This is a genomic window from Streptomyces sp. NPDC059247, assembly GCF_042754005.1.
Classification (GTDB): Bacteria; Actinomycetota; Actinomycetes; order Streptomycetales; family Streptomycetaceae; genus Streptomyces.
Genome location: NZ_JBHYZW010000002.1, coordinates 170,312 through 189,440, shown reverse-complemented (window position 1 = coordinate 189,440; position 19,129 = coordinate 170,312). Strand labels below are relative to the sequence as shown.

The 19,129-nt window shown below is 71.5% G+C and carries 18 protein-coding genes; 7 read left to right on the top strand and 11 right to left on the bottom strand.

Annotated elements, in window-relative coordinates; translation table 11 throughout:
• The first annotated feature begins 20 nt into the window (after positions 1–20).
• The 4 genes from ACFXGN_RS04775 to ACFXGN_RS04760 all read left to right on the top strand — a co-directional run bounded on the left by ACFXGN_RS04775 (position 21) and on the right by ACFXGN_RS04760 (position 3,619).
• Positions 21–986, top strand: a complete 966-nt coding sequence (locus tag ACFXGN_RS04775; RefSeq protein ID WP_384854492.1) for an ABC transporter ATP-binding protein — start codon at positions 21–23, stop codon at positions 984–986.
• Complete coding sequence (locus tag ACFXGN_RS04770; protein ID WP_384853483.1) at positions 983–1,894, top strand: ABC transporter permease; 912 nt, start codon at positions 983–985, stop codon at positions 1,892–1,894. Before ACFXGN_RS04775 ends, ACFXGN_RS04770 begins: the two co-directional genes overlap by 4 nt.
• 79 nt (positions 1,895–1,973) lie before the next feature.
• The gene (locus ACFXGN_RS04765) at positions 1,974–2,885 is read left to right on the top strand and encodes an ABC transporter ATP-binding protein (protein WP_366445311.1); all 912 of its coding nucleotides are present in this window, start codon (positions 1,974–1,976) and stop codon (positions 2,883–2,885) included.
• A gap of 14 nt (positions 2,886–2,899) precedes the next feature.
• Complete coding sequence (locus ACFXGN_RS04760; protein WP_384853480.1) at positions 2,900–3,619, top strand: ABC transporter permease; 720 nt, start codon at positions 2,900–2,902, stop codon at positions 3,617–3,619.
• Positions 3,620–3,706: 87 nt separating this feature from the next.
• Here ACFXGN_RS04760 and ACFXGN_RS04755 read toward each other — a convergent pair whose 3' ends face one another.
• Entirely contained in the window at positions 3,707–4,975 is a 1,269-nt protein-coding gene (locus ACFXGN_RS04755; RefSeq protein WP_384854489.1) for a CynX/NimT family MFS transporter, read from the bottom strand.
• Between the two features lie 143 nt (positions 4,976–5,118).
• Positions 5,119–5,799: a FadR/GntR family transcriptional regulator gene (locus ACFXGN_RS04750; protein ID WP_384853477.1), complete on the bottom strand. Its 681-nt coding sequence runs from the start codon at positions 5,797–5,799 to the stop codon at positions 5,119–5,121.
• A 121-nt stretch (positions 5,800–5,920) separates the two neighbouring features.
• On the opposite strand from ACFXGN_RS04750, the gene lpdA reads away from it, so the two are divergent.
• Together lpdA and ACFXGN_RS04740 are read left to right on the top strand one after the other, a co-directional pair.
• Complete coding sequence (gene lpdA / locus ACFXGN_RS04745) at positions 5,921–7,324, top strand: dihydrolipoyl dehydrogenase (protein ID WP_366445316.1); 1,404 nt, start codon at positions 5,921–5,923, stop codon at positions 7,322–7,324.
• 139 nt (positions 7,325–7,463) lie between these two features.
• The gene (locus ACFXGN_RS04740; RefSeq protein WP_384854486.1) at positions 7,464–8,081 is read left to right on the top strand and encodes a rhomboid-like protein; all 618 of its coding nucleotides are present in this window, start codon (positions 7,464–7,466) and stop codon (positions 8,079–8,081) included.
• A 123-nt stretch (positions 8,082–8,204) separates the two neighbouring features.
• Here ACFXGN_RS04740 and ACFXGN_RS04735 read toward each other — a convergent pair whose 3' ends face one another.
• From ACFXGN_RS04735 to ACFXGN_RS04695, 9 genes are all read right to left on the bottom strand, one after another.
• Positions 8,205–9,011, bottom strand: coding sequence for an HAD family hydrolase (locus tag ACFXGN_RS04735; RefSeq protein WP_384853473.1), 807 nt, complete (start codon positions 9,009–9,011; stop codon positions 8,205–8,207).
• The gene (gene serS, locus ACFXGN_RS04730; protein ID WP_384853471.1) at positions 9,008–10,297 is read right to left on the bottom strand and encodes a serine--tRNA ligase; all 1,290 of its coding nucleotides are present in this window, start codon (positions 10,295–10,297) and stop codon (positions 9,008–9,010) included. The genes ACFXGN_RS04735 and serS overlap by 4 nt, the downstream gene beginning before the upstream one ends.
• A gap of 509 nt (positions 10,298–10,806) precedes the next feature.
• The gene (gene pheA / locus ACFXGN_RS04725) at positions 10,807–11,742 is read right to left on the bottom strand and encodes a prephenate dehydratase (RefSeq protein WP_384853469.1); all 936 of its coding nucleotides are present in this window, start codon (positions 11,740–11,742) and stop codon (positions 10,807–10,809) included.
• Between the two features lie 27 nt (positions 11,743–11,769).
• Complete coding sequence (gene efeB / locus ACFXGN_RS04720; protein ID WP_384853467.1) at positions 11,770–13,065, bottom strand: iron uptake transporter deferrochelatase/peroxidase subunit; 1,296 nt, start codon at positions 13,063–13,065, stop codon at positions 11,770–11,772.
• A gap of 3 nt (positions 13,066–13,068) precedes the next feature.
• Complete coding sequence (locus ACFXGN_RS04715) at positions 13,069–15,108, bottom strand: copper resistance CopC/CopD family protein (protein WP_384853464.1); 2,040 nt, start codon at positions 15,106–15,108, stop codon at positions 13,069–13,071.
• Positions 15,109–15,152: 44 nt separating this feature from the next.
• Positions 15,153–15,620: a copper chaperone PCu(A)C gene (locus tag ACFXGN_RS04710; protein ID WP_384853462.1), complete on the bottom strand. Its 468-nt coding sequence runs from the start codon at positions 15,618–15,620 to the stop codon at positions 15,153–15,155.
• Complete coding sequence (locus ACFXGN_RS04705; RefSeq protein WP_384853459.1) at positions 15,617–16,357, bottom strand: SCO family protein; 741 nt, start codon at positions 16,355–16,357, stop codon at positions 15,617–15,619. The genes ACFXGN_RS04710 and ACFXGN_RS04705 overlap by 4 nt, the downstream gene beginning before the upstream one ends.
• A gap of 48 nt (positions 16,358–16,405) precedes the next feature.
• Complete coding sequence (locus ACFXGN_RS04700; protein WP_384853456.1) at positions 16,406–17,221, bottom strand: YcnI family protein; 816 nt, start codon at positions 17,219–17,221, stop codon at positions 16,406–16,408.
• 149 nt (positions 17,222–17,370) lie between these two features.
• Complete coding sequence (locus ACFXGN_RS04695; RefSeq protein WP_384853455.1) at positions 17,371–18,162, bottom strand: hypothetical protein; 792 nt, start codon at positions 18,160–18,162, stop codon at positions 17,371–17,373.
• A 213-nt stretch (positions 18,163–18,375) separates the two neighbouring features.
• Between ACFXGN_RS04695 and ACFXGN_RS04690 the strand changes: the two genes are divergently transcribed.
• Positions 18,376–18,846, top strand: a complete 471-nt coding sequence (locus ACFXGN_RS04690) for an ATP-binding protein (RefSeq protein ID WP_384853452.1) — start codon at positions 18,376–18,378, stop codon at positions 18,844–18,846.
• Positions 18,847–19,129 lie beyond the last annotated feature (283 nt).

Below are 19,129 nucleotides of genomic sequence, written 5' to 3'. Positions count from 1 at the left end.
ACTACCTTCGAATCGTGACTGTGATCGCGACCGAAAGCCTCAGCAAGCGGTTCCCCCGGGTGACCGCTCTTGACCGGCTCTCCCTGGACATCGGGCCCGGTGTGACCGGACTCGTGGGTGCCAACGGGGCCGGCAAGTCCACCATGATCAAGATCCTGCTCGGACTCTCCCCCGCCACGGAGGGCCGCGCGGAGGTGCTCGGACTGGACGTCCGGACCTCCGGCGCCCAGATCCGCGAGCGCGTGGGATACATGCCCGAGCACGACTGCCTCCCACCGGACGTCTCGGCCACCGAGTTCGTCGTCCACATGGCGCGGATGTCCGGGCTGCCCGCGACCGCCGCCCGCGAGCGGACCGCCGACACCCTGCGCCACGTCGGTCTGTACGAGGAGCGCTACCGCCCCATGGGCGGCTACTCGACGGGCATGAAGCAGCGGGTGAAACTCGCCCAGGCGCTGGTCCACGACCCGAAACTGGTCCTCCTCGACGAGCCGACGAACGGCCTCGACCCGGTCGGCCGCGACGAGATGCTCGGCCTGATCCGGCGGGTCTGGACGGACTTCGGCATCTCCGTCCTCGTCACCTCGCACCTCCTCGGCGAACTGGAGCGCACCTGCGACCACGTCGTCGTCATCGACGGCGGACGTCTCCTGCGCTCCAGCTCCACCAGCGACTTCACCCGGCAGACCGCGACGCTCGCGGTCGAGGTCACCGACTCCGACGCCCACCCCGACGGCGCGGCAGCGCTCCGCGCGGCCCTCACTGCCGCCGGAGCGACCCTCCACGCGGGCGTGGAGGAGGGCCTGCCCGGCGCGGGCCACATCCTGCTCCTGGAAGCCCCCGGCGAGGAGACGTACGACCTCGTGCGGGACACCGTCGCCGGTCTCGGCCTCGGTCTGGTCCGCATGGAGCAGCGCCGCCACCACATCGCCGAGGTCTTCCGCCCCGACGCGGCCCCGCAGCACGAGGAGGTGCCGGCCCGATGAGCACCCAGCTCCCCCAGCCCGCCCAGGGCGCTCCCGACACGACCCGCATCCACAACATCGGATACCGGTCCTACGACGGCCCGCGCCTCGGCCGGGCGTACGCGCGCAGGTCGCTGTTCTCGCAGTCGCTGCGCGGCGCCTACGGCCTGGGCCGCAGCGCCAAGTCGAAGGTCCTGCCGATGCTGCTGGCGGGGGTGATGTGCGTGCCCGCGCTGATCATCGTCGCGGTCGCGGTCGCCACCAAGCAGAGCAAGCTGTCGCTGGAGTACACGCAGTACGCGATCTTCCTCCAGCTCGTCATCGGCATCTATCTGGCCTCCCAGGCGCCGCAGTCGGTCTCCCGGGACCTGCGGTTCCGGACGGTCCCGCTGTACTTCTGCCGTCCGATCGAGCGCGCGGACTACGTGTTCGCGAAGTTCGCCGCGATGGCCTCGGCGCTCTTCCTGCTGACCTCCGTGCCGCTGGTGATCCTCTGGATCGGTTCGCTGCTGGCCAAGATGGACTTCGGCACCCAGACGCAGATGTTCGGCCAGGGCTTGGTGTCCGTGACGCTGCTCTCGCTGCTCTTCGGCGGCATCGGACTGGTCATGGCGGCCCTGACCCCGCGCCGGGGCTTCGGCGTCGCCGCCGTGATCGCCGCGCTGACCATCTCGTACGGGGCGGTCTCGACCCTCCAGGGCATCGCGTACGGCACGGACAACCCGGACGCCATCACCTGGCTCGGCCTGTTCTCGCCGATCACCCTCATCGACGGGGTGCAGACCGCCTTCCTCGGGGCGCCCTCCTCCTTCCCCGGAGGGGAGGGACCGGGTGCCGGGACCGGCGCGGTCTATCTGCTGGTCGTCCTCGCGCTCATCGCCGGTACCTACGGCATCCTGATGCGCCGCTACCGAAAGGTCGGCCTGTGACCGCCCTCCCGTCGAACGGGCCGTGCCCGACCGGCGTCCCGTCGCCCGCCACCACCCTTCCAAGGATTGGGCAGCGCCCATGAGCATCCTCACCATCGACCACGTGTCCCGCTGGTTCGGGAACGTCGTGGCCGTGAACGACGTCACGATGACGGTGGGTCCGGGCGTCACCGGCCTCCTCGGGCCCAACGGCGCCGGGAAGTCCACGCTGATCAACATGATGGGAGGCTTCCTCGACCCCTCCACCGGCAGCGTCACGCTCGACGGCCGGTCGATCTGGGGGAACGAGTCGGTCTACCGCGAGATAGGCGTGGTGCCCGAGCGGGAGGCGATGTACGACTTCCTGACCGGACGCGAGTTCGTCCTGGCCAACGCGGAACTGCAGGGACTCGGCGCCGAGGAGGCGCAGCGGGCGCTGGCCACCGTCGAGATGGAGTACGCGCAGGACCGCAAGATCTCCACGTACAGCAAGGGGATGCGGCAGCGCGTGAAGATGGCCTCGGCCCTCGTGCACGAGCCTTCGGTGCTGCTGCTCGACGAGCCGTTCAACGGCATGGACCCGCGTCAGCGGATGCAGCTGATGGACCTGCTGCGGCGGATGGGCGCGGACGGGCGCACGGTCCTGTTCTCCTCGCACATCCTGGAGGAGGTCGAGCAGCTGGCCTCGCACATCGAGGTGATCGTGGCCGGACGGCACGCGGCCTCCGGTGACTTCCGCAAGATCCGACGGCTGATGACGGACCGGCCGCACCGCTATCTGGTCCGCTCCAGCGACGACCGGGCGCTCGCCGCCGCGCTGATCGCCGACCCGTCCACGGCGGGCATCGAGGTGGACCTGGCGGACGGCGGACTGCGGGTGCAGGCGGTGGACTTCGGGCGGTTCACGGAGCTGCTGCCGAAGGTGGCGCGGGAGCGGGACATCCGGCTCCTGACGGTCTCGCCCTCGGACGAGTCCCTCGAATCGGTCTTCTCGTACCTCGTCGCGGCCTGAAAGGAGCCTGACCGATGTACAACCCCACAGTCGCCCGGCTCACCTACCGGGCCCTCCTCGGCCGCCGCAGGGCGCTGATCCTCTTCCTGCTGCCCGCCGTCCTGCTGCTGATCGCGGTGGCGGTCCGCCTCTTCAACGGGGCGGACGACCAGGTGGCGGCCGATGTCCTCGGCGGGTTCGCCCTGGCCACGATGGTGCCGCTGATCGGTGTCATCGCGGGCACGGGAGCGATCGGGCCCGAGATCGACGACGGTTCGATCGTCTATCTGCTGTCGAAGCCGGTGAAACGGCACTCGATCATCTTCACCAAGCTGATCGTGGCGGTGGCGGTGACGATGGTCTTCTCGGCGGTGCCGACGTTCATCGCCGGGTTCATCCTCAACGGCAACGGCCAGCAGGTGGCCGTGGCGTACACGGTGGCGGCGCTCGTGGCCTCCATCACGTACAGCGCGGTGTTCCTGCTGCTCGGCACGGTCAGCAGGCACGCGGTCGTCATCGGCCTGGTCTACGCCCTGGTGTGGGAGGCCCTGTTCGGCTCCCTGATCGCGGGGGCGAAGACCCTCAGCGTGCAGCAGTGGGCGCTGGCCCTGGCCGAGAAGGTCACGGGTGACGGCCTGGTCAGCTCCGAGGTCGGCCTCCCGACGGCGGTCGCGCTCCTCGCGGCGGTCACGGTCGCCGCGACCTGGTTCGCCGGTCACAAGCTCAGCAGACTGACCCTCGCGGGCGAGGAGTAGGCCCGGGGAAGAGACGGAAGCGGTACGGCTCCGGACCTCCGGGTCACCACCTCGGTGGGCCCCACCGGGAGCCGCACCGCCCCCCTCTCACACCACCCGGTCCCGCGCGGCGAGCAGTCCGACACCGAGGGCTGCCGCGCAGACCACCAGGACCACGCAGATCGGCAGGGTCCAGGAGCCGGTGGCCTGATGGAGGACACCGGCCGCGAGCGGCCCCGCGGCGGCCAGCAGATAGCCGACCGTCTGCGCCATCCCGGAGAGCCGGGCGGCGGTGGCCGCGTCCCCGGAGCGCAGCACGATCAGGGTCAGGGCGAGCCCGACCGCACCGCCCTGGCCGACCCCGAGGACCGCCGACCAGAGCCAGGCCCCCTCCACCGGGGCCACCAGCAGACCGGCGTATCCGGCGGCGACGAGCGTGGTGACGAGGACGACCAGCGGACGCTGGCTCCTCATCCGCCCGGCGAGCAGCGGCACGACGAAGGCGCCCGCGACCTGGATCAGGTTGTTGAAGGCGAAGACGACACCGGCCGTGGAGCGGCTCATCCCGTGATCGGTGAAGATCGTCGGCATCCAGGCGATCAGCACGTACGACCAGAGCGACTGCAACCCCATGAACAGCGTGACCTGCCAGGCGAGGGCCGAGCGCCAGACGCTCACCGGGCGGGCGACGGCCCCGGTGGCCGGGACGGCCCGCACCGCACGGCCCGTCCGGCCCCGGGCGATCAGGACCTGAGGCAGCCAGGAGACCGCCGCGACCACGGCGAGCAGGGACCAGAAGCCGAGCGAGGCCCGCCAGCCGCCGCCCAGGGCCTTCTCCAGGGGCACGGCGGCTGCCGCCGCGACCGTCGCTCCGGCGATCATCGCGCCCGTGTAGACGGAGGTCATCGCCGCGGCCCGGTCGGGGAAGTCCCGCTTGATCAGACCCGGCATGAGCACATTGAGCAGGGCGATGGCGGTGCCGACGAGGACACCGCCGCCGTACAGCGCGGCGGCGGAGGGCCCCAGCCGCACGAGGATGCCGACGGCGAGCAGGAGCAGCGCCGCGAGGAGGACGCGTTCGGCCCCGAAGCGGCGGCCCAGCCACGGTGCCACCAGGGCGCCGACGCCGAGGAAGAGCACCGGCACCGAGGTGACGAGGGAACTCGCCGTCGCGGAGAGCCCGAAGGTGTCGGACACCTCGCCGACCAGGGGCGCCACGCTCGCGAGCGCGACCCGCATGTTCAGCGAGGCGAGCACGATGCCGACGAGCAGCAGCGCCGGGTGGGCGAGCAGGGCCCGCCGGGTGGCCGCCCCCGCCGTGGTCCCGGCTGCCCCGGCCCCGGCGTCCACGAGCGGCGACGGCCCGCCGGCACCCATCGCGCCGGGCCCGGCCTCCATCGCGCCCGGCCCGGTACCGAAGGCGTCCACCGCGCCCGTATCGCTGGCCGTAGCCGTAGCCGTAGCCGTAGCCGTAGCCGTAGCCGGGCCCGGGCCCGGGCCCGTCGTCGGTGTCCCCGTGCTCATCGGGAGTGCTCCGTCAGGGCCGCGACCGTCTCCATGGGGAGCCGGAGCAGTTCGCGGGCCTGGCGTTCCGCCGCGTCCGGGTCGCCCGCCTCGATCGCGGTGACCAGCGCCTCGTGGGCGTCGATGTCGACCGACGGCATCTCCTGGTCGCCGAGGGCCTCCACCAGGACCTCGTGGACCTGGGCCGAGAAGAAGCGGTAGACCTCGACGAAGGCCGTGTTGTGGGTGGCGCCGACGACCGCGAGGTGGAAGGCGAGGTCCGCGTCGGCGTCCCGGTCGCCCTCCTCGCGCAGGGTGGTCAGGGCCGCCCGCAGCCGCAGCAGGTCATGGGTGTCCCGGCGGGCCGCGGCCAGCCGGGCGGCCTCGGCCTCCAGGGCGATCCGCAGTTCGAGGACGTCGGAGGCGCCCGCGTGCCGGACCCCGCGCAGCACGGCGGCCGGATCGGCGTGCGACCTGACGAAGGTGCCGTTGCCCTGGCGGGACTCCAGGAGACCGGCGTGGACCAGGACGCGGACGGCCTCCCGGACCGTGTTGCGGCCCACGCCGAGCTGCTGCGCCAGCTCGTGCTCGGTCGGGACGCGGTCGCCGACCGCCCACTCCCCGCCCGCGAGCTGGGCCCGTAGCTGCTCCACCACGGAGTCCACCAGCGAGGTCCGTCCCGCCGCCTTCAGAGCCATGCCGCCCCACCCTTCATTTGCCCGGTTGCCCAGTCATCCTACAACTGACTCGACGGGGCACTCCCGACTACTGTGGGGCCGTACGCGGACCGAACACCCTCACCACCCTCGGGAGTCAGTCATGTCAGACCGCTTCGACGTCGTCGTACTCGGAGCTGGCCCCGGCGGCTACGTCGCCGCCATCCGCGCCGCCCAGCTGGGCAAGCGGGTCGCGGTCGTCGAGGAGAAGTACTGGGGCGGGGTCTGCCTGAACGTCGGCTGCATCCCCACCAAGGCGCTGCTGCGCAACGCCGAACTCGCCCACATCTTCCAGCACGAGGCCAAGACCTTCGGCATCAAGGTCGACGGCACCGTCTCCTTCGACTACACGGAGGCGTTCCGCCGCAGCCGTTCGGTCGCGGACGGCCGCGTCAAGGGCGTCCACTTCCTCATGAAGAAGAACGGGATCACCGAGTTCGACGGCCGGGGCACCTTCCTCGACGCGCACACCCTCCAGGTCGCCAAGTCCGACGGCACCTCGGAGACGATCACCTTCGACAACTGCGTCATCGCGACCGGAGCCACCCCCCGGCTGCTCCCCGGCACCGCCCGCAGCGAGCGCGTCGTGTCGTACGAGGAGCAGATCCTCGCCGAGGACGCCCCGAAGTCGATCGTCATCGCCGGCGCCGGTGCCATCGGCATCGAGTTCGCGTACGTCCTCAGCAACTACGGCACCAAGGTCACGATCGTCGAGTTCCTCGACCGGATCGCGCCGCTGGAGGACGAAGAGGTCTCCAAGGAGCTGGCGAAGCAGTACCGCAAGCTCGGCATCGACGTCCTGACCTCGACCCGCGTCGAGGCCATCGACGAGTCGGGCCCGCAGGTCCGCGTCACCGTCACCGGCAAGGACGGCGTCAGCAAGGTCCTGGAGGCCGACAAGGTCCTCCAGGCCATCGGCTTCGCGCCGAACGTCACCGGTTACGGCCTGGAGGCCACCGGCGTGGCCCTCACCGAGCGCGGCGCGATCGACGTGGACGGCCGCTGCCGCACCTCCGTGCCGCACATCTACGCCATCGGCGACGTCACCGCGAAGCTGATGCTCGCGCACACCGCCGAGGCCATGGGCGTGATCGCCGCCGAGACCATCGGGGACGCCGAGACGATGGAACTCGACTACCCGATGATCCCCCGCGCGACCTACTGCCAGCCGCAGATCGCCAGCTTCGGCTGGACCGAGGCGCAGGCCCGCGAGAAGGGCTTCGACGTCAAGGTCGCCAAGTTCCCGTTCGTGGCGAACGGCAAGGCCCACGGTCTGGGCGACGCCACCGGCTTCGTCAAGATCATCGCGGACGGCACCCACGGCGAGATCATCGGCGCTCACCTGATCGGCCCGGACGTCACCGAACTGCTGCCCGAACTGACCCTGGCCCAGCAGTGGGACCTCACCGTCCACGAGGTCGCGCGCAACGTCCACGCCCACCCGACGCTGGGCGAGGCCGTGAAGGAAGCGATCCACGGCATTTCCGGACACATGATCAATTTCTGAGTTTCTCCCGGCTCCGGGTGATAGGCACTGAAGGGTGCCGACCGAAGCCAGCGGAACCAGTGGAGTCGACGGAAACGACGGAGTCGACGGAAGCAGCGGGAAGAGCCGATCCGCACCGGGTGGCGAACCGTCCCGACCGATCAGGTCGTGGGTGCGTTCGTCACCCGGCACCCATGTCTGGCTCCTGATCATCGCGATCACCAGCCTCGTCATCGCCCTCGCGCCACAGGGCCTGGAGACCTACCTCCTCCACCGCAACAGCAGCAATCTGCACCAGCTGTCCCACCATCCGGTGCGCGCCCTGCTCGGCAGCGCCTTCTGGATCGAGAACCCGGCCGACCTACTGCTGTACGCGATGCTGTTCGAGCTGCTCCACGCCCCCGTGGAGCGCTGGCTGGGGACCCCCAGATGGCTCTTCACCGTCGGTACGGCCCACATCGCGGCGACCCTGATCAGCCAGCAGGTCGTCCTGGCCGCCATCCGCCACCACGACGTCCCGCGCAGCATGGCGCACGTCGTGGACATCGGGGTCAGTTACGGGCTCGCCGCCGCCGCGGGCGTCCTCACCTACCGGCTGGCCCGGCCCTGGCGCTGGTTCTACCTGATGGGGGCGGTGGCCTTCTTCGTCGTACCGTTCGTCACCGACCGTACGTACACCGACCTCGGGCATCTGATCTCGCTCGCGATCGGCCTGGCCTGCTATCCGCTCACCCGCGGAAAACCGGTCGCCCGTGAACACGGTCTCGTCGCACACTAGTTGTGCGGGAGGAACGGGGGATCTCCCGGAGGGAGGGGTGGCCGCTTCGAGCGCGTGGACCTGGTCCGCGCGAGGCCGCCCCTTCCCCTTTCCGCCGGGCTTCCGGAGGTCTCCGGCGGGCCGTCAGCCCGCCAGCAGACGCTCCAGGACGACGGCGATGCCGTCCTCCTCGTTCGACGTGGTCACCTCGTCGGCGACCGCGCGCAGTTCCTCGTGCGCGTTGCCCATGGCGACGCCGTGGGCCGCCCAGCCGAACATCGGGATGTCGTTCGGCATGTCGCCGAAGGCGATCGTCTCCGCCGCCTTGACGCCCAGCCGACGCGCGGCGAGCGAGAGACCGGTCGCCTTGCTCAGTCCGAGGGGCAGGATCTCCACGATGCCGGGACCCGCCATGACGACGTCCACGAGACCGCCGACGGTCTCCCGGGCGGTCCGGGTCAGCTCGTCGTCCGTCAGGGTCGGGTGCTGGAGGTAGAGCTTGGTCAGCGGGGCCGCCCACAGCTCCGCCGGGTCCTCGTACGGGACGTACGGCAGCGGGCCTTCCTGCACCTGGTAGCCGGGGCCCATCAGGACCTCGCCCTCCAGACCGTCCCGGCTGGCGGCCAGCGCCACCGGGCCGACCTCCGCCTCGATCTTGGAGAGCGCGAGCCCGGCGAGCTGCCGGTCCAGGGTCAGCGAGGTCAGCAGCCGGTGCTCGCCCGCGTGGTAGACCTGCGCGCCCTGACCGCACACCGCGATCCCCTCGTAACCGAGGTCGTCGAGGATGTGCCGGGTCCAGGGCACCGCCCGGCCGGTGACGACGATGTGCGCGGCGCCCGCCGCCGTCGCGGCGGCGAGCGCTTCCCGCGTGCGGTCGGAGACGGACTCGTCGGCGCGCAGCAGCGTGCCGTCGAGATCCGTCGCGACCAGGCGGTAGGGGAAGGGGCTCACTTGGCGATCGGCTCCAGGACCTCACGGCCGCCGAGGTACGGCCTGAGCACCTCGGGCACCCGTACGGAGCCGTCGGCGAGCTGGTGGTTCTCCAGGATCGCCACGATCGTGCGCGGTACGGCGCACAGCGTGCCGTTCAGGGTGGCCAGCGGCTGCACGGTCTTCTTGCCGCCCTGCTCGTCCCGCATACGGACGGAGAGCCGGCGGGCCTGGAAGCTGTCGCAGTTCGAGGCGGAGGTCAGCTCGCGGTACTTGCCCTGGGTCGGGATCCACGCCTCGCAGTCGTACTTGCGGGAGGCGGAGGCGCCGAGGTCGCCGGTGGCGACGTCGATGACCTGGAAGGGCAGCCCGAGGCCGGTCAGCCACTGCTTCTCCCAGTCCAGGAGACGCTGGTGCTCGGCCTCGGCGTCCTCCGGAGCGACGTACGAGAACATCTCGACCTTGTCGAACTGGTGGACGCGGAAGATGCCCCGGGTGTCCTTGCCGTACGTGCCCGCCTCGCGGCGGAAGCAGGGCGAGAAGCCCGCGTACCGCAGCGGCAGCTTGTCGGCGTCGATGATCTCGTCCATGTGGTACGCGGCGAGGGGGACCTCGGAGGTGCCGACGAGGTAGTAGTCGTCCTTCTCCAGGTGGTACACGTTCTCCGCGGCCTGGCCGAGGAAACCGGTGCCCTCCATGGCGCGCGGACGGACCAGCGCGGGGGTCAGCATCGGGATGAAGCCGGCCTCGGTGGCCTGCGCGATCGCCGCGTTGACCAGGGCGAGCTCCAGGAGGGCGCCCACGCCGGTGAGGTAGTAGAAGCGCGAGCCGGAGACCTTGGCGCCCCGCTCCATGTCGATGGCGCCGAGCGCCTCGCCCAGCTCCAGGTGGTCCTTGGGCTCGAAGCCCTCGGCCGCGAAGTCGCGGACGGTGCCGTGGGTCTCCAGGACGACGAAGTCCTCCTCGCCGCCGACCGGGACGTCCGTGTGGACGATGTTCCCGAGCTTGAGCAGCAGCGACTTGGCCGTCTCGTCGGCCTCGTCCTGCTCGGCACCGGCGGCCTTGACGTCGGCCTTGAGCTGCTCGGCCCTCTGGAGCAGCTCGGCGCGCTCCTCGGGAGAGGCCTTGGGGATCAGCTTGCCGAGCGCCTTCTGCTCGGAGCGGAGTTCGTCGAAGCGGACGCCGGACGACCTGCGCCGCTCATCGGCGGAGAGCAGGGCGTCGACGAGGCCGACGTCCTCTCCACGGGCGCGCTGGGAGGCGCGAACACGGTCGGGGTCCTCACGGAGCAGGCGAAGGTCAATCACCCCACCAGGCTACCGGTGCGTGTTCGCGGGCCCCTACCGGATAACGTCACGCGTGTTGTCACCCGGGATGCCCTGTGTGCCGTTTCATCCCTTTTGATACCCGTGGGAATACCGGGATCCGAGCAGGTGCATTTAGTTATCCACAGGCTGTGCGGAAGATCTGTGGACTACGGAGAACATCATGGGGATTTCCCGCTTCGAGCCTGGGAATTCCGTGATCAAACACCATTGAGCCACTCATTTGGGTGGGAACTCCTCGCTCCAACGAGTTGGTGGGGCGAGGGGTGCTGACGAAGTCGCGCGAGAGGGGCTGTGGACAGATGCCCCTGCCATGGATGTGGCTAGGGCGATTTGTCGACCTTGTCGGGGTGGGCTGTCGACTTGTCCCCAGGCCGAAGAGGGAACCTGTGGATAACTGCTACGGGTAGCTGAAAATACGCAGGTAGGACTAGTGGTTCGTACCTGTGGACGACCGCTCCCGCCTTCGGGAGCGGTCGTCCATCATCGGATCAAGCCCGACCGTCCTGGGCCCTCGCCAACCAGTCGGAGGCCGAAGTGAACTCCTCGTCCGACGTACCGCGCCGCAGCGGCGGCACCTGCTCGACCGAGACCCCCGCCCTCGGGTACGAGCCGAGGAAGCGCACCTGGGGGCAGATCCGCTTGAGCCCCATCAGCGCCTCGCTCACCCGGCGGTCCGCGATATGGCCCTCGGCGTCCACGGCGAAGCAGTAGTTCCCGATCCCCGCCCCCGTGGGCCGGGACTGGATCAGCATCAGGTTCACCCCGCGCACCGCGAATTCCTGGAGCAGTTCGAGGAGGGCACCCGCGTGATCGTCACCCTGCCACAGCACCACCGAGGTCTTGTCCGCGCCGGTCGGAGCCGCCGGACGGGCGGGCCTGCCCACCAGCACGAAGCGCGTCTCGGCGTTCTGCGCGTCGTGGATCTCCGTCACCAGCGCTTCGAGGCCGTACGTCGCCGCCGCGAACTCGCCCGCGAAGGCCGCGTCGAACCGGCCCTCCTGCACCAGCCGGGCCCCGTCCGCGTTGGAGGCGGCCGACTCCCACACGGCCGTGGTCAGATGCGCCCGCAGCCAGTTCCGCACCTGCGGCTGCGCCACCGGATGACCGGTGACCGTCTTGATGTCCGAGAGCTTGGTCCCCGGCCGTACGAGCAGGGCGAAAGCGATCGGGAGCAGCACCTCGCGGTAGATCATCAGCGGGCGGCCGGAGGCCAGCTCGTCGAGGGTGGAGGTCACGCCGCCCTCGACCGAGTTCTCGATCGGCACGAGCGCGGCGGCGGCCTCCCCGTTCCGTACGGCGTCGAGCGCGGCCGGGACCGAGACCATGGGGACGAGTTCCCGTGTCGCGGCCTCGGGCAGCGTACGCAGCGCGGCCTCGGTGAAGGTGCCCTCGGGGCCGAGATACGTGTACCGGGTGGCGGACATACCGTCACCCTAATGGGCCCGGGACGCTCAGGACTCCAGGAGCCGCTGGCCCACGTACTCGCCCCGGGCAGGGCCGCCGGGGACCGCGAAGAGGCCGCTGGACTCGTGGCGGATGAACGTGGACAGGGCGTCGCCCCGGTCGAGCTTGCGCTGCACGGGGACGAAGCCCTTGAGGGGGTCCGCCTGCCAGCAGACGAAGAGGAGCCCGGCGTCCGGCACCCCGTCCGGACCGATGCCGTCGTGGAAGGAGAACGGCCTGCGCAGCATGGCCGCCCCGCCGTTCTGTTCGGGGGCGGAGATCCGGGAGTGGGCGTTGTCCGGGATGACCAGCTGTCCGTCGGGACCGAACTTGTTCAGGTCCAGCGCGGTGGTCTCGGAGCCGCCGGTGAGCGGGGCCCCGTCGGACTTCCGGCGCCCGATCACCTTCTCCTGCTCGCCGAGCGGCAGCTTCTCCCAGTCGTCGAGGAGCATCCGGATGCGGCGCACCACCGCGTACGAGCCTCCGGCCATCCACTCCTCGGCCCCGGTGGCCTCGGCCGCTCCGGCTGTCCCGGCCGCTCCGGCCGGGACGAAGATCCGCCCGTCGAAGTCGGGGTCGGTGGGCTTGGGGTTGGCGGTGCCGTCGACCTGGCCCATCAGGTTCCGGGCGGTCATCGGCCTCGGGGTGGCCCCGGCCGAGCGGTTGAAGCCGTTCATCTGCCAGCGGACCCGGGCCGCGTCGCCCGCGTCCTTCTGGACGGCGCGCAGCGCGTGGAAGGCGACCAGGGCGTCGTCGGCACCGATCTGCACCCACAGATCTCCCTCCGAGCGCCGGGGGTCCAGCGCGTCGGCGGAGAAGGCGGGCAGCGGGTCGAGGGCGGCCGGCCGCCGCGCGGCGAGCCCGGTGCGGTCGAAGAACGTCCGGCCGAAGCCGAAGGTGACCGTGAGGGAGGACGGGCCCGCGTCGAGGGCGATCCCGGTGTCCCCGGCCGGGGCCTTCCCCGCCATCAGCGCCTTCGCCGTCGCCGACCAGCGGCGCAGCAGGGCGGTGGCCTCCTTGCGCCCGGCGCCCGGCGCCAGGTCGAAGGCGACCAGATGGCCCCGGGACTGGAGCGGTGTGGTGATGCCCGCCTGATGTTTCCCGTGAAACATCACCTCGGTCGCCCCGACGGAGGTCAGTGCCGGGGAGCCTCCGGGGCCGTTGGCGCCCGCGTCGTCGTCCGACCCGGACGCGGAGATCCCGACGCCACCGGCCGCGCCGATGACGAGTCCGGCCGCGCCCGCCGCGCCGACGGTGCCCAGCAGCCGTCGCCGGGAGATCTCAAGGTTGTCGTTCTCGGTCACGGATCAGCCGATCTTCACGTTCTTCTCGACGGTGGTCTGGTCGATCTCGGAGGTACGGACGGTCACCTGGATCCGCCAGTCGCCGGAGATCGGGATCTGCACGCCGCTCGCGCTCCAGTGTCCTGTCTGGATGCGGTCGGGGGCGACGGGCAGCGGGCCGATGTCCTTCGCGTCCAGAGTGAGGGCGATCTTGACCTCGGGCACGTCGAGAGGCTTGCCGTTGGGGCGCTCGACGTACAGGTGGAGCGCGTTGGCGCCGGTGCGGCCGGGGTCGAGGCTGAGCCGGACGATGCCCTTGCCCTCGACGCCGCCGGTGTCGAAGGGCAGCCGGATGTCGACGGGCCGGTCGGGCACGGCGGCGGGACCGGAGGAGGCGTTGCCGCCCCGCGCCGCCGCCTCCTCCTCGGTGCGGCCGGGTTCGGTCGAGGTGAGCACGGTGGTCACGGCGAGGAGGACGACGGCGACGGCCGCCTCGGTGAGCACCGAGCGGCGCAGCCCGGCCCGCTCGGGGTCGGCGTCCCGCTCGCGCTTGCGCCGCGCGGTGGCGACGGCGACCCGCTGCCGGGCGAGCTGCGCGGCCCGCTCGGGATCGGTGGCGGCTTCGTCCGTCGCGGGGTCGCCCGCCTCCGTCGCCGTCTCGTCAGCCGTCTCCCCGGCCTCCCCGGAGCCCCCGGTCGTACCGGCTTCTCCGGTCCCACCGGTCCCACCGGTCCCACCGGTCTCTTCGGCCTTCTCGGTCTCAGCGGTCTCAGCGGTTTCCTCGGCCTGACCGGTCTTCTCGGGCGCTTCCCCGGTGGGCTTGGCGTCGGCCAGGCGGCGGGTCCAGCGGCGCGAGATCCAGGCGATGCCGATGAGCACGCACATCAGACCGATCTTGACGAGCAGCAGCTGCCCGTAGCGGGTCCCGGTGAGCGCGGACCAGGAGCCGACCTGGCGCCAGGACTGGTAGAGCCCGGTGGCCGCGAGGACCAGCACGGCGCCGAAGGCGACCCGGGAGAACCGCTCGACCGCCGAGCGGTCGACGTACGGCGTGCGGTAGAGGGAGACGAGCAGCACGGTCAGACCGCCAAGCCAGGCGGCGACCGCGAGCAGGTGCAGGATGTCCACCGGCATGGCGATGCCGGGCTGGATGCCGGTCGAGGCGTGCTCGGCCAGCGCCCAGGTGCCGGCGATTCCCGCCGCGACGACCGTGCCGCCGAGGGCCAGGCCGAAGGAGAGGTCCTTCTTCTCCTTCGGGTCGGTGCGCCGGGCGTAGGAGCCGAAGAGGACGGCCACGAAGAGCGCGGCAGCGCCGAGCAGCAGCAGCCGGGAGGTGAGCGCGGCCCCGGTCTTGGTCTCCAGGACGGACTTCAGACCGGCCAGGTCGAAGGCGTCGGAGAGTTCGCCGGATCCGGTGTAGGGGTTGCGCAGCAGCAGCAGGACGAGGGTGGCGCCGGTGAGGGTGAGCCAGCCCCGTACGACGGTCTGCTGGACCGGCCGGACGCTCGCGCCGCGCGGCCAGCAGGCCAGGACGAAGGCTCCGCCGCCGACGAGGACGGCGAAACCGGCGTAGGAGAGGTAGCGGGCGAGACCGTAGAGGGTCCCGACGATCCCGCCGCCCGCCGACCGGTCGGGCAGGGCGACGGAGGTGGTGGAGGGGGCGCCGATGGAGAAGGTGAAGGCGCCGGAGATGGGGTGGCTGTCGGCGGAGACGGTCTGCCAGGCCACGGTGTAGGTGCCGTCGGGCAGACCCGCCCGGAGCCCCACTCCGTAACGGACGATGGCGCCGCTGCACAGGTCGCGTATCTCGCCGGTGTCGGCCCGGCGGCCCGCCGGGTCGAGGACCCGGATCGAGTCGGTGCTCATGGCGACCTGCTCGGAGAAGGTCAGGTTGACCTCCTCGGGCGCGGTGGCGACCACCGCCCCGTCCTTCGGGTCGCTTCCGGTCAGCGCCGCGTGCGCGGACGCGGGGGCGGCACCGGCGAGCAGCGTGCCGAGGAGCGCGGCTGCCAGGATCAGCAGCCGGGCCAGGGCGGTGCCGAGGCGCGGGGCGGTGGTTGTCATCTCTGGGTCACTCCGTCAGTTCTGTCTGAACTACGTCAACTCGCTCAGTGCTGCTGCGGGTTGTGGCCGGCGGATTCGACGGGAAGGTCGACCTTGATGGGGTCGGACTTCTCGAAGTGGAGCTCGATGCTGACCTTCTCGCCCTGCTTGGGCTTCTGCTTCAGCTCCATGAACATGATGTGGTTGCCACCACGGGAGAGCCTCAGTTCGCCGTTCGCGGGGATGTCGAAGGACTTCACCTCCAGCATCTTCTGGTTCTTCGTCTCGTGGATCGTGATGTCGTCCGAGATCGGGCTGGTGACCGACGTCAGCTTGTCGGCCGTGCCGCCCGTGTTCTTGACGGTGAGGAAGCCACCGGCCATGTCCATCACGGGCTGGGGCATGAACGCGCCGCTGACCTCCAGCTTCGGCTTGCCGTCCGTGGCGCCGTCGGACGAGGACGAGCACCCGGTCAGCGCGAGAGCGGCGGCGAGCGCCACGACGGCGGACAGGGTGGTGGTGCGGCGGATCACGGGTTCTCCCCCTTGACGAGCTTCGGCAGGTCCTTGGTGTAGTCGTCGACGGAGGCGTCCTCGCCGTACAGGACGTAGCCCTGGTCGGTGGTGGGCGAGAAGGCGACCACCTGGGCCCCGTGCATGGAGACGACCTTGTTGCCCGGCAGCTTCTTCGGCGGGTCGATGCCGATGCCGATCTGGCGGGCACCCGCCTGGATGGTGGAGAAGTCGCCGGTGAGACCGGTGAAGGAGGCGTCTCCCGCGGCCGGGAGCCACTTGGCGAGGGAGGCCGGGGTGTCCCGCTCGGGGTCGGTGGTGACGAAGACGACCTGGAGCTTCTCCTGGTCGGCCGGGGGGAGCTTCTTCATGGCGATGGCGATGTTGCCCAGCGTCATGGGGCAGACGTCGGGGCAGTGGGTGTAGCCGAAGTAGATCAGCGTCGGCTTGCCCTTGGTCCGCTCCCGCAGGTCGTAGGGCTTGCCCTCGGTGTCGGTGAGGACGAGGTCGGGCTTGGTGAACGGCCGGTCCAGGACGGTGGCCGCCTTGGTGGAGTCGGAGCCGCCGGAGACCACGGCGACCGAGCCGGGGCCCGCGCCGGGCGCCTTGTCGCCGTCGCCGCCGAGGCCGACCGCCGCGGTGACGCCGATCGCCGCGACGATCGCGACCGCGGCGACGATCAGCGGGGTGCGACGGCCGGGGCGGGCGGCCTCGTCGGTGTCACCGGACTTCGGGGTGGATGTCTTCTCTGCGGACATGCTGGTTCTTTCCGCTTCTTTCCGGGTGTTCGGGATGAGGGGCGGCCGTCAGGCCGAGCGGCGGCGACCGGCGAGGACGCCGAAGGCGACACCGGCCACACCGACGAGGATGCCGATGACGCCGAGGATCCGGGCGGTGGTGTCGGAGGAGTCGGCGGCGGCCTTCTCCTCGCCGTCGTGACCGGCCTTGCCGTCGTGGCCGTCCTTCTTGCCCGCGTCGGCGGACGCGGACGGGGCGGCGCCGCCGTGGTGGTCCTCGGAGGCGGCGGAGAGCTTCAGGACGGGGGCGGGGCTCTGCGGCTCCTCCGCGCCCTCCTTCTGCTCCTCGATCCAGCGCACGACCTCCTTGTTGTCGTACGTCTGGATCGCCTTGAGGACGAGCTGGTCGGCGTTCTCGGGCAGCTGGCCGAGGGAGAGCGGGAACTGCTGGAACTGGCCGGGGCCGATCTTCGAACCGTCGGCGGTCCAGGTCACCTTGGACACGGCCTCGTTGATCTTCTTGCCGTGCAGCTCCAGCGGCTTGCTGAGCTTGGTCCTGGTCACCTCGGCCTTCCAGCCGGGGATGGGCTGGGGCATGACGGAGGCCAGCGGGTGGTCGAGCGGGAAGCTGACCTCCAGCTTCACGGTGGAGGCGTCGTCGCGCTCGTTGGGGACCTTGATGTTGACGGTCGCGTAGCCGCCCTTGGCGGCCTCGCCCTGCGGCTGGACGCTCACATGGGCGAACGCCGGGCCGGACAGCAGTACGACGGAGGAGAGGGCGATGCCACCGGCGAGGGCGACCCGGGAGGCGGAGACCCGGGAGCGGGAGGCGGAGATCCGGGAGGCGGAGACCCGGGAGGGGGAGGAGGCACGGAGAACGGTCATGGCGGAAACACTCCAGCGAGGAGAGAAGGGGTGGCGTCCGGCGCGCCGGACGGAGGAAGGAGCCTCCACGGGCGTGCGGACGATCGCGGTCGCGCTCTCGTGTCGAGCGGTCCGCGGGCGGGCGGTGTCGGACTGCCGGGACGCAGCCGTCAGGCTGCGAGGACGCAGTCGGCGGCCGGGGGGCCGCGTCTGATCACCGTGTGCTGGAGAGCCTCGGCCACCGGCGGCGGCGAGGAGTCGGAGGCGGTCCGGACCACCCGCGCCGGACCCGCGCCCGGAGCGGCCGACAGCCCCCGGAGCAGGGTCCGTACGAGCCGGAGCGCGGCCCGCAGCGAGCGGACCGTGGCGCATTCGGCGAGTTCCGTGGCGCCCTGCTCGGAGAGTTCCACGAGCCGGACGAGGGCGCGGTCGCCGCGCCGCAGCAGCCAGCCCGTGGCGAGGGCGGCGAGCAGGTGTCCGAGGAGCATCGGCAGACCGGGCACCAGTTCCCCGGCGGGGGAGGCGGCGACGGCCGGGTGTCCGAGATGGGCTCCGGCGCCCGTCGCCGCGGTGGCGGGGTCGATCCCCGCGTCGCGGACGATCCGGGTGGCGTCGGCCGGGTCGAGGGCCGCGGCGCCCGCCCCGCAGACGAACCGGGCGGCCATCCGGACGAGGGCGTCGTCGGCCTCGGGGCCGAGCGTGAGCCGGCGCTGTCCGAGACCGAAGAGGACGTGCAGACCGAGCTGCCCGCAGGTGAGGGCGGCGACGACGAAACCGAGCGAGCGCTCGCGCCCGGTGAAGAGGACCGTGACCCCGAAGACCCCGAGGAAGCCCGCCACGAGCGCCCACGGGGCGATGCCCGCACAGGCGGCGAGGGCGTGCCCGAGCGCGGACAGCACGACACAGACCGCGGTGAACACCGCGGCCCTCAGCAGCCGTGGAGCGAGCGCGGGGGCAGTCATGGCGGGCCCATCATCGCACCACGGCCCCCACCGTCAGGAGGCAGGTCCGTAAGGTCGTTCTTGGGGCGCTTGGAGGTCTTCGGGGCGACATACACCGGCTCACCGGTGCGGTGCATCCGCCGAACGAGCGCTCTTGACGCCTTTCGGCGCTTACGAAGGGTCCCGCCCGGCAATAGGTATCGGTATGTCGAGCCGCTGCCGGGAGGCTGGAGCATGAGCATCTGGTGGTCACTCCATCTGCGGCGGGAGGCCGCCAGCGTGCCGCTGGCCAGGCGGCTGCTGCTGGGCACGATGGAGACGGCGGGGGTCGATCCCGACGTGTCCTACGAACTGTCGGTCGCGCTGACCGAGGCGTGCGCGAACGCGGTGGAGCACGGCGGGGGCGGCACGGACGGGAGCGGCGCCGGGGGCAGGGCCTACCGGGTGACGGCGTACCTGGACGGCGAGACCTGCCGCATCGAGGTGGCGGACTCGGGCCCCGGTTTCCCCGGTCAGGGCGGGGAGCCGGGACCGGCCGGGGTCCCTCCGGCCCCGGCGGACGCCGAGCACGGCCGGGGGCTGCGGCTGATCGCGGAGCTGGCGGACCACGTGCACTTCGGCAACCGGTCGGGCCGGGGCGGCGCGGTGGTCAGCTTCGACAAGATCCTGAAGTGGAAGGACAGCCCTTCCCTGCTGCTGGCCTGACGGCGCGGCAGCGGGCCGGGACCGGACGTACGGGACCGGGTGTACTGGGCCAGCCAGCCAGCCAGCCAGCCAGCCAGCCAGCCGGACCGGAGATGTCGGACCGGACATATCGGACCGGCCGGGCGTGCGGGGCGGTCGGCACGGGACGACGGGACCCGCCGCGCGGGATCGCGGCGAAGGCGTGCCACGAAGCGCGCGGGCCCACGGCGAGGGGCCCCGATCCGACGGGCCCCGCCGGGCCCGGAACCACGGCGAGGGGCCCCGCCGGTCGGTCGACGGGGCC

Excerpts from the sequence above, each read along its gene's own strand:
- ACFXGN_RS04690 (WP_384853452.1), top strand. The coding sequence starts at position 18,376 with ATGAGCATCTGGTGGTCACTCCATCTGCGGCGGGAGGCCGCCAGCGTG.
- ACFXGN_RS04705 (WP_384853459.1), bottom strand. The coding sequence starts at position 16,357 with ATGTCCGCAGAGAAGACATCCACCCCGAAGTCCGGTGACACCGACGAG.
- ACFXGN_RS04715 (WP_384853464.1), bottom strand. The coding sequence starts at position 15,108 with ATGACAACCACCGCCCCGCGCCTCGGCACCGCCCTGGCCCGGCTGCTG.
- lpdA (WP_366445316.1), top strand. The coding sequence starts at position 5,921 with ATGTCAGACCGCTTCGACGTCGTCGTACTCGGAGCTGGCCCCGGCGGC.
- ACFXGN_RS04755 (WP_384854489.1), bottom strand. The coding sequence starts at position 4,975 with ATGGGTGCCGGCGGGCCGTCGCCGCTCGTGGACGCCGGGGCCGGGGCA.
- ACFXGN_RS04750 (WP_384853477.1), bottom strand. The coding sequence starts at position 5,799 with ATGGCTCTGAAGGCGGCGGGACGGACCTCGCTGGTGGACTCCGTGGTG.
- ACFXGN_RS04760 (WP_384853480.1), top strand. The coding sequence starts at position 2,900 with ATGTACAACCCCACAGTCGCCCGGCTCACCTACCGGGCCCTCCTCGGC.
- ACFXGN_RS04700 (WP_384853456.1), bottom strand. The coding sequence starts at position 17,221 with ATGACCGTTCTCCGTGCCTCCTCCCCCTCCCGGGTCTCCGCCTCCCGG.
- ACFXGN_RS04770 (WP_384853483.1), top strand. The coding sequence starts at position 983 with ATGAGCACCCAGCTCCCCCAGCCCGCCCAGGGCGCTCCCGACACGACC.
- ACFXGN_RS04695 (WP_384853455.1), bottom strand. The coding sequence starts at position 18,162 with ATGACTGCCCCCGCGCTCGCTCCACGGCTGCTGAGGGCCGCGGTGTTC.
- ACFXGN_RS04765 (WP_366445311.1), top strand. The coding sequence starts at position 1,974 with ATGAGCATCCTCACCATCGACCACGTGTCCCGCTGGTTCGGGAACGTC.
- pheA (WP_384853469.1), bottom strand. The coding sequence starts at position 11,742 with ATGTCCGCCACCCGGTACACGTATCTCGGCCCCGAGGGCACCTTCACC.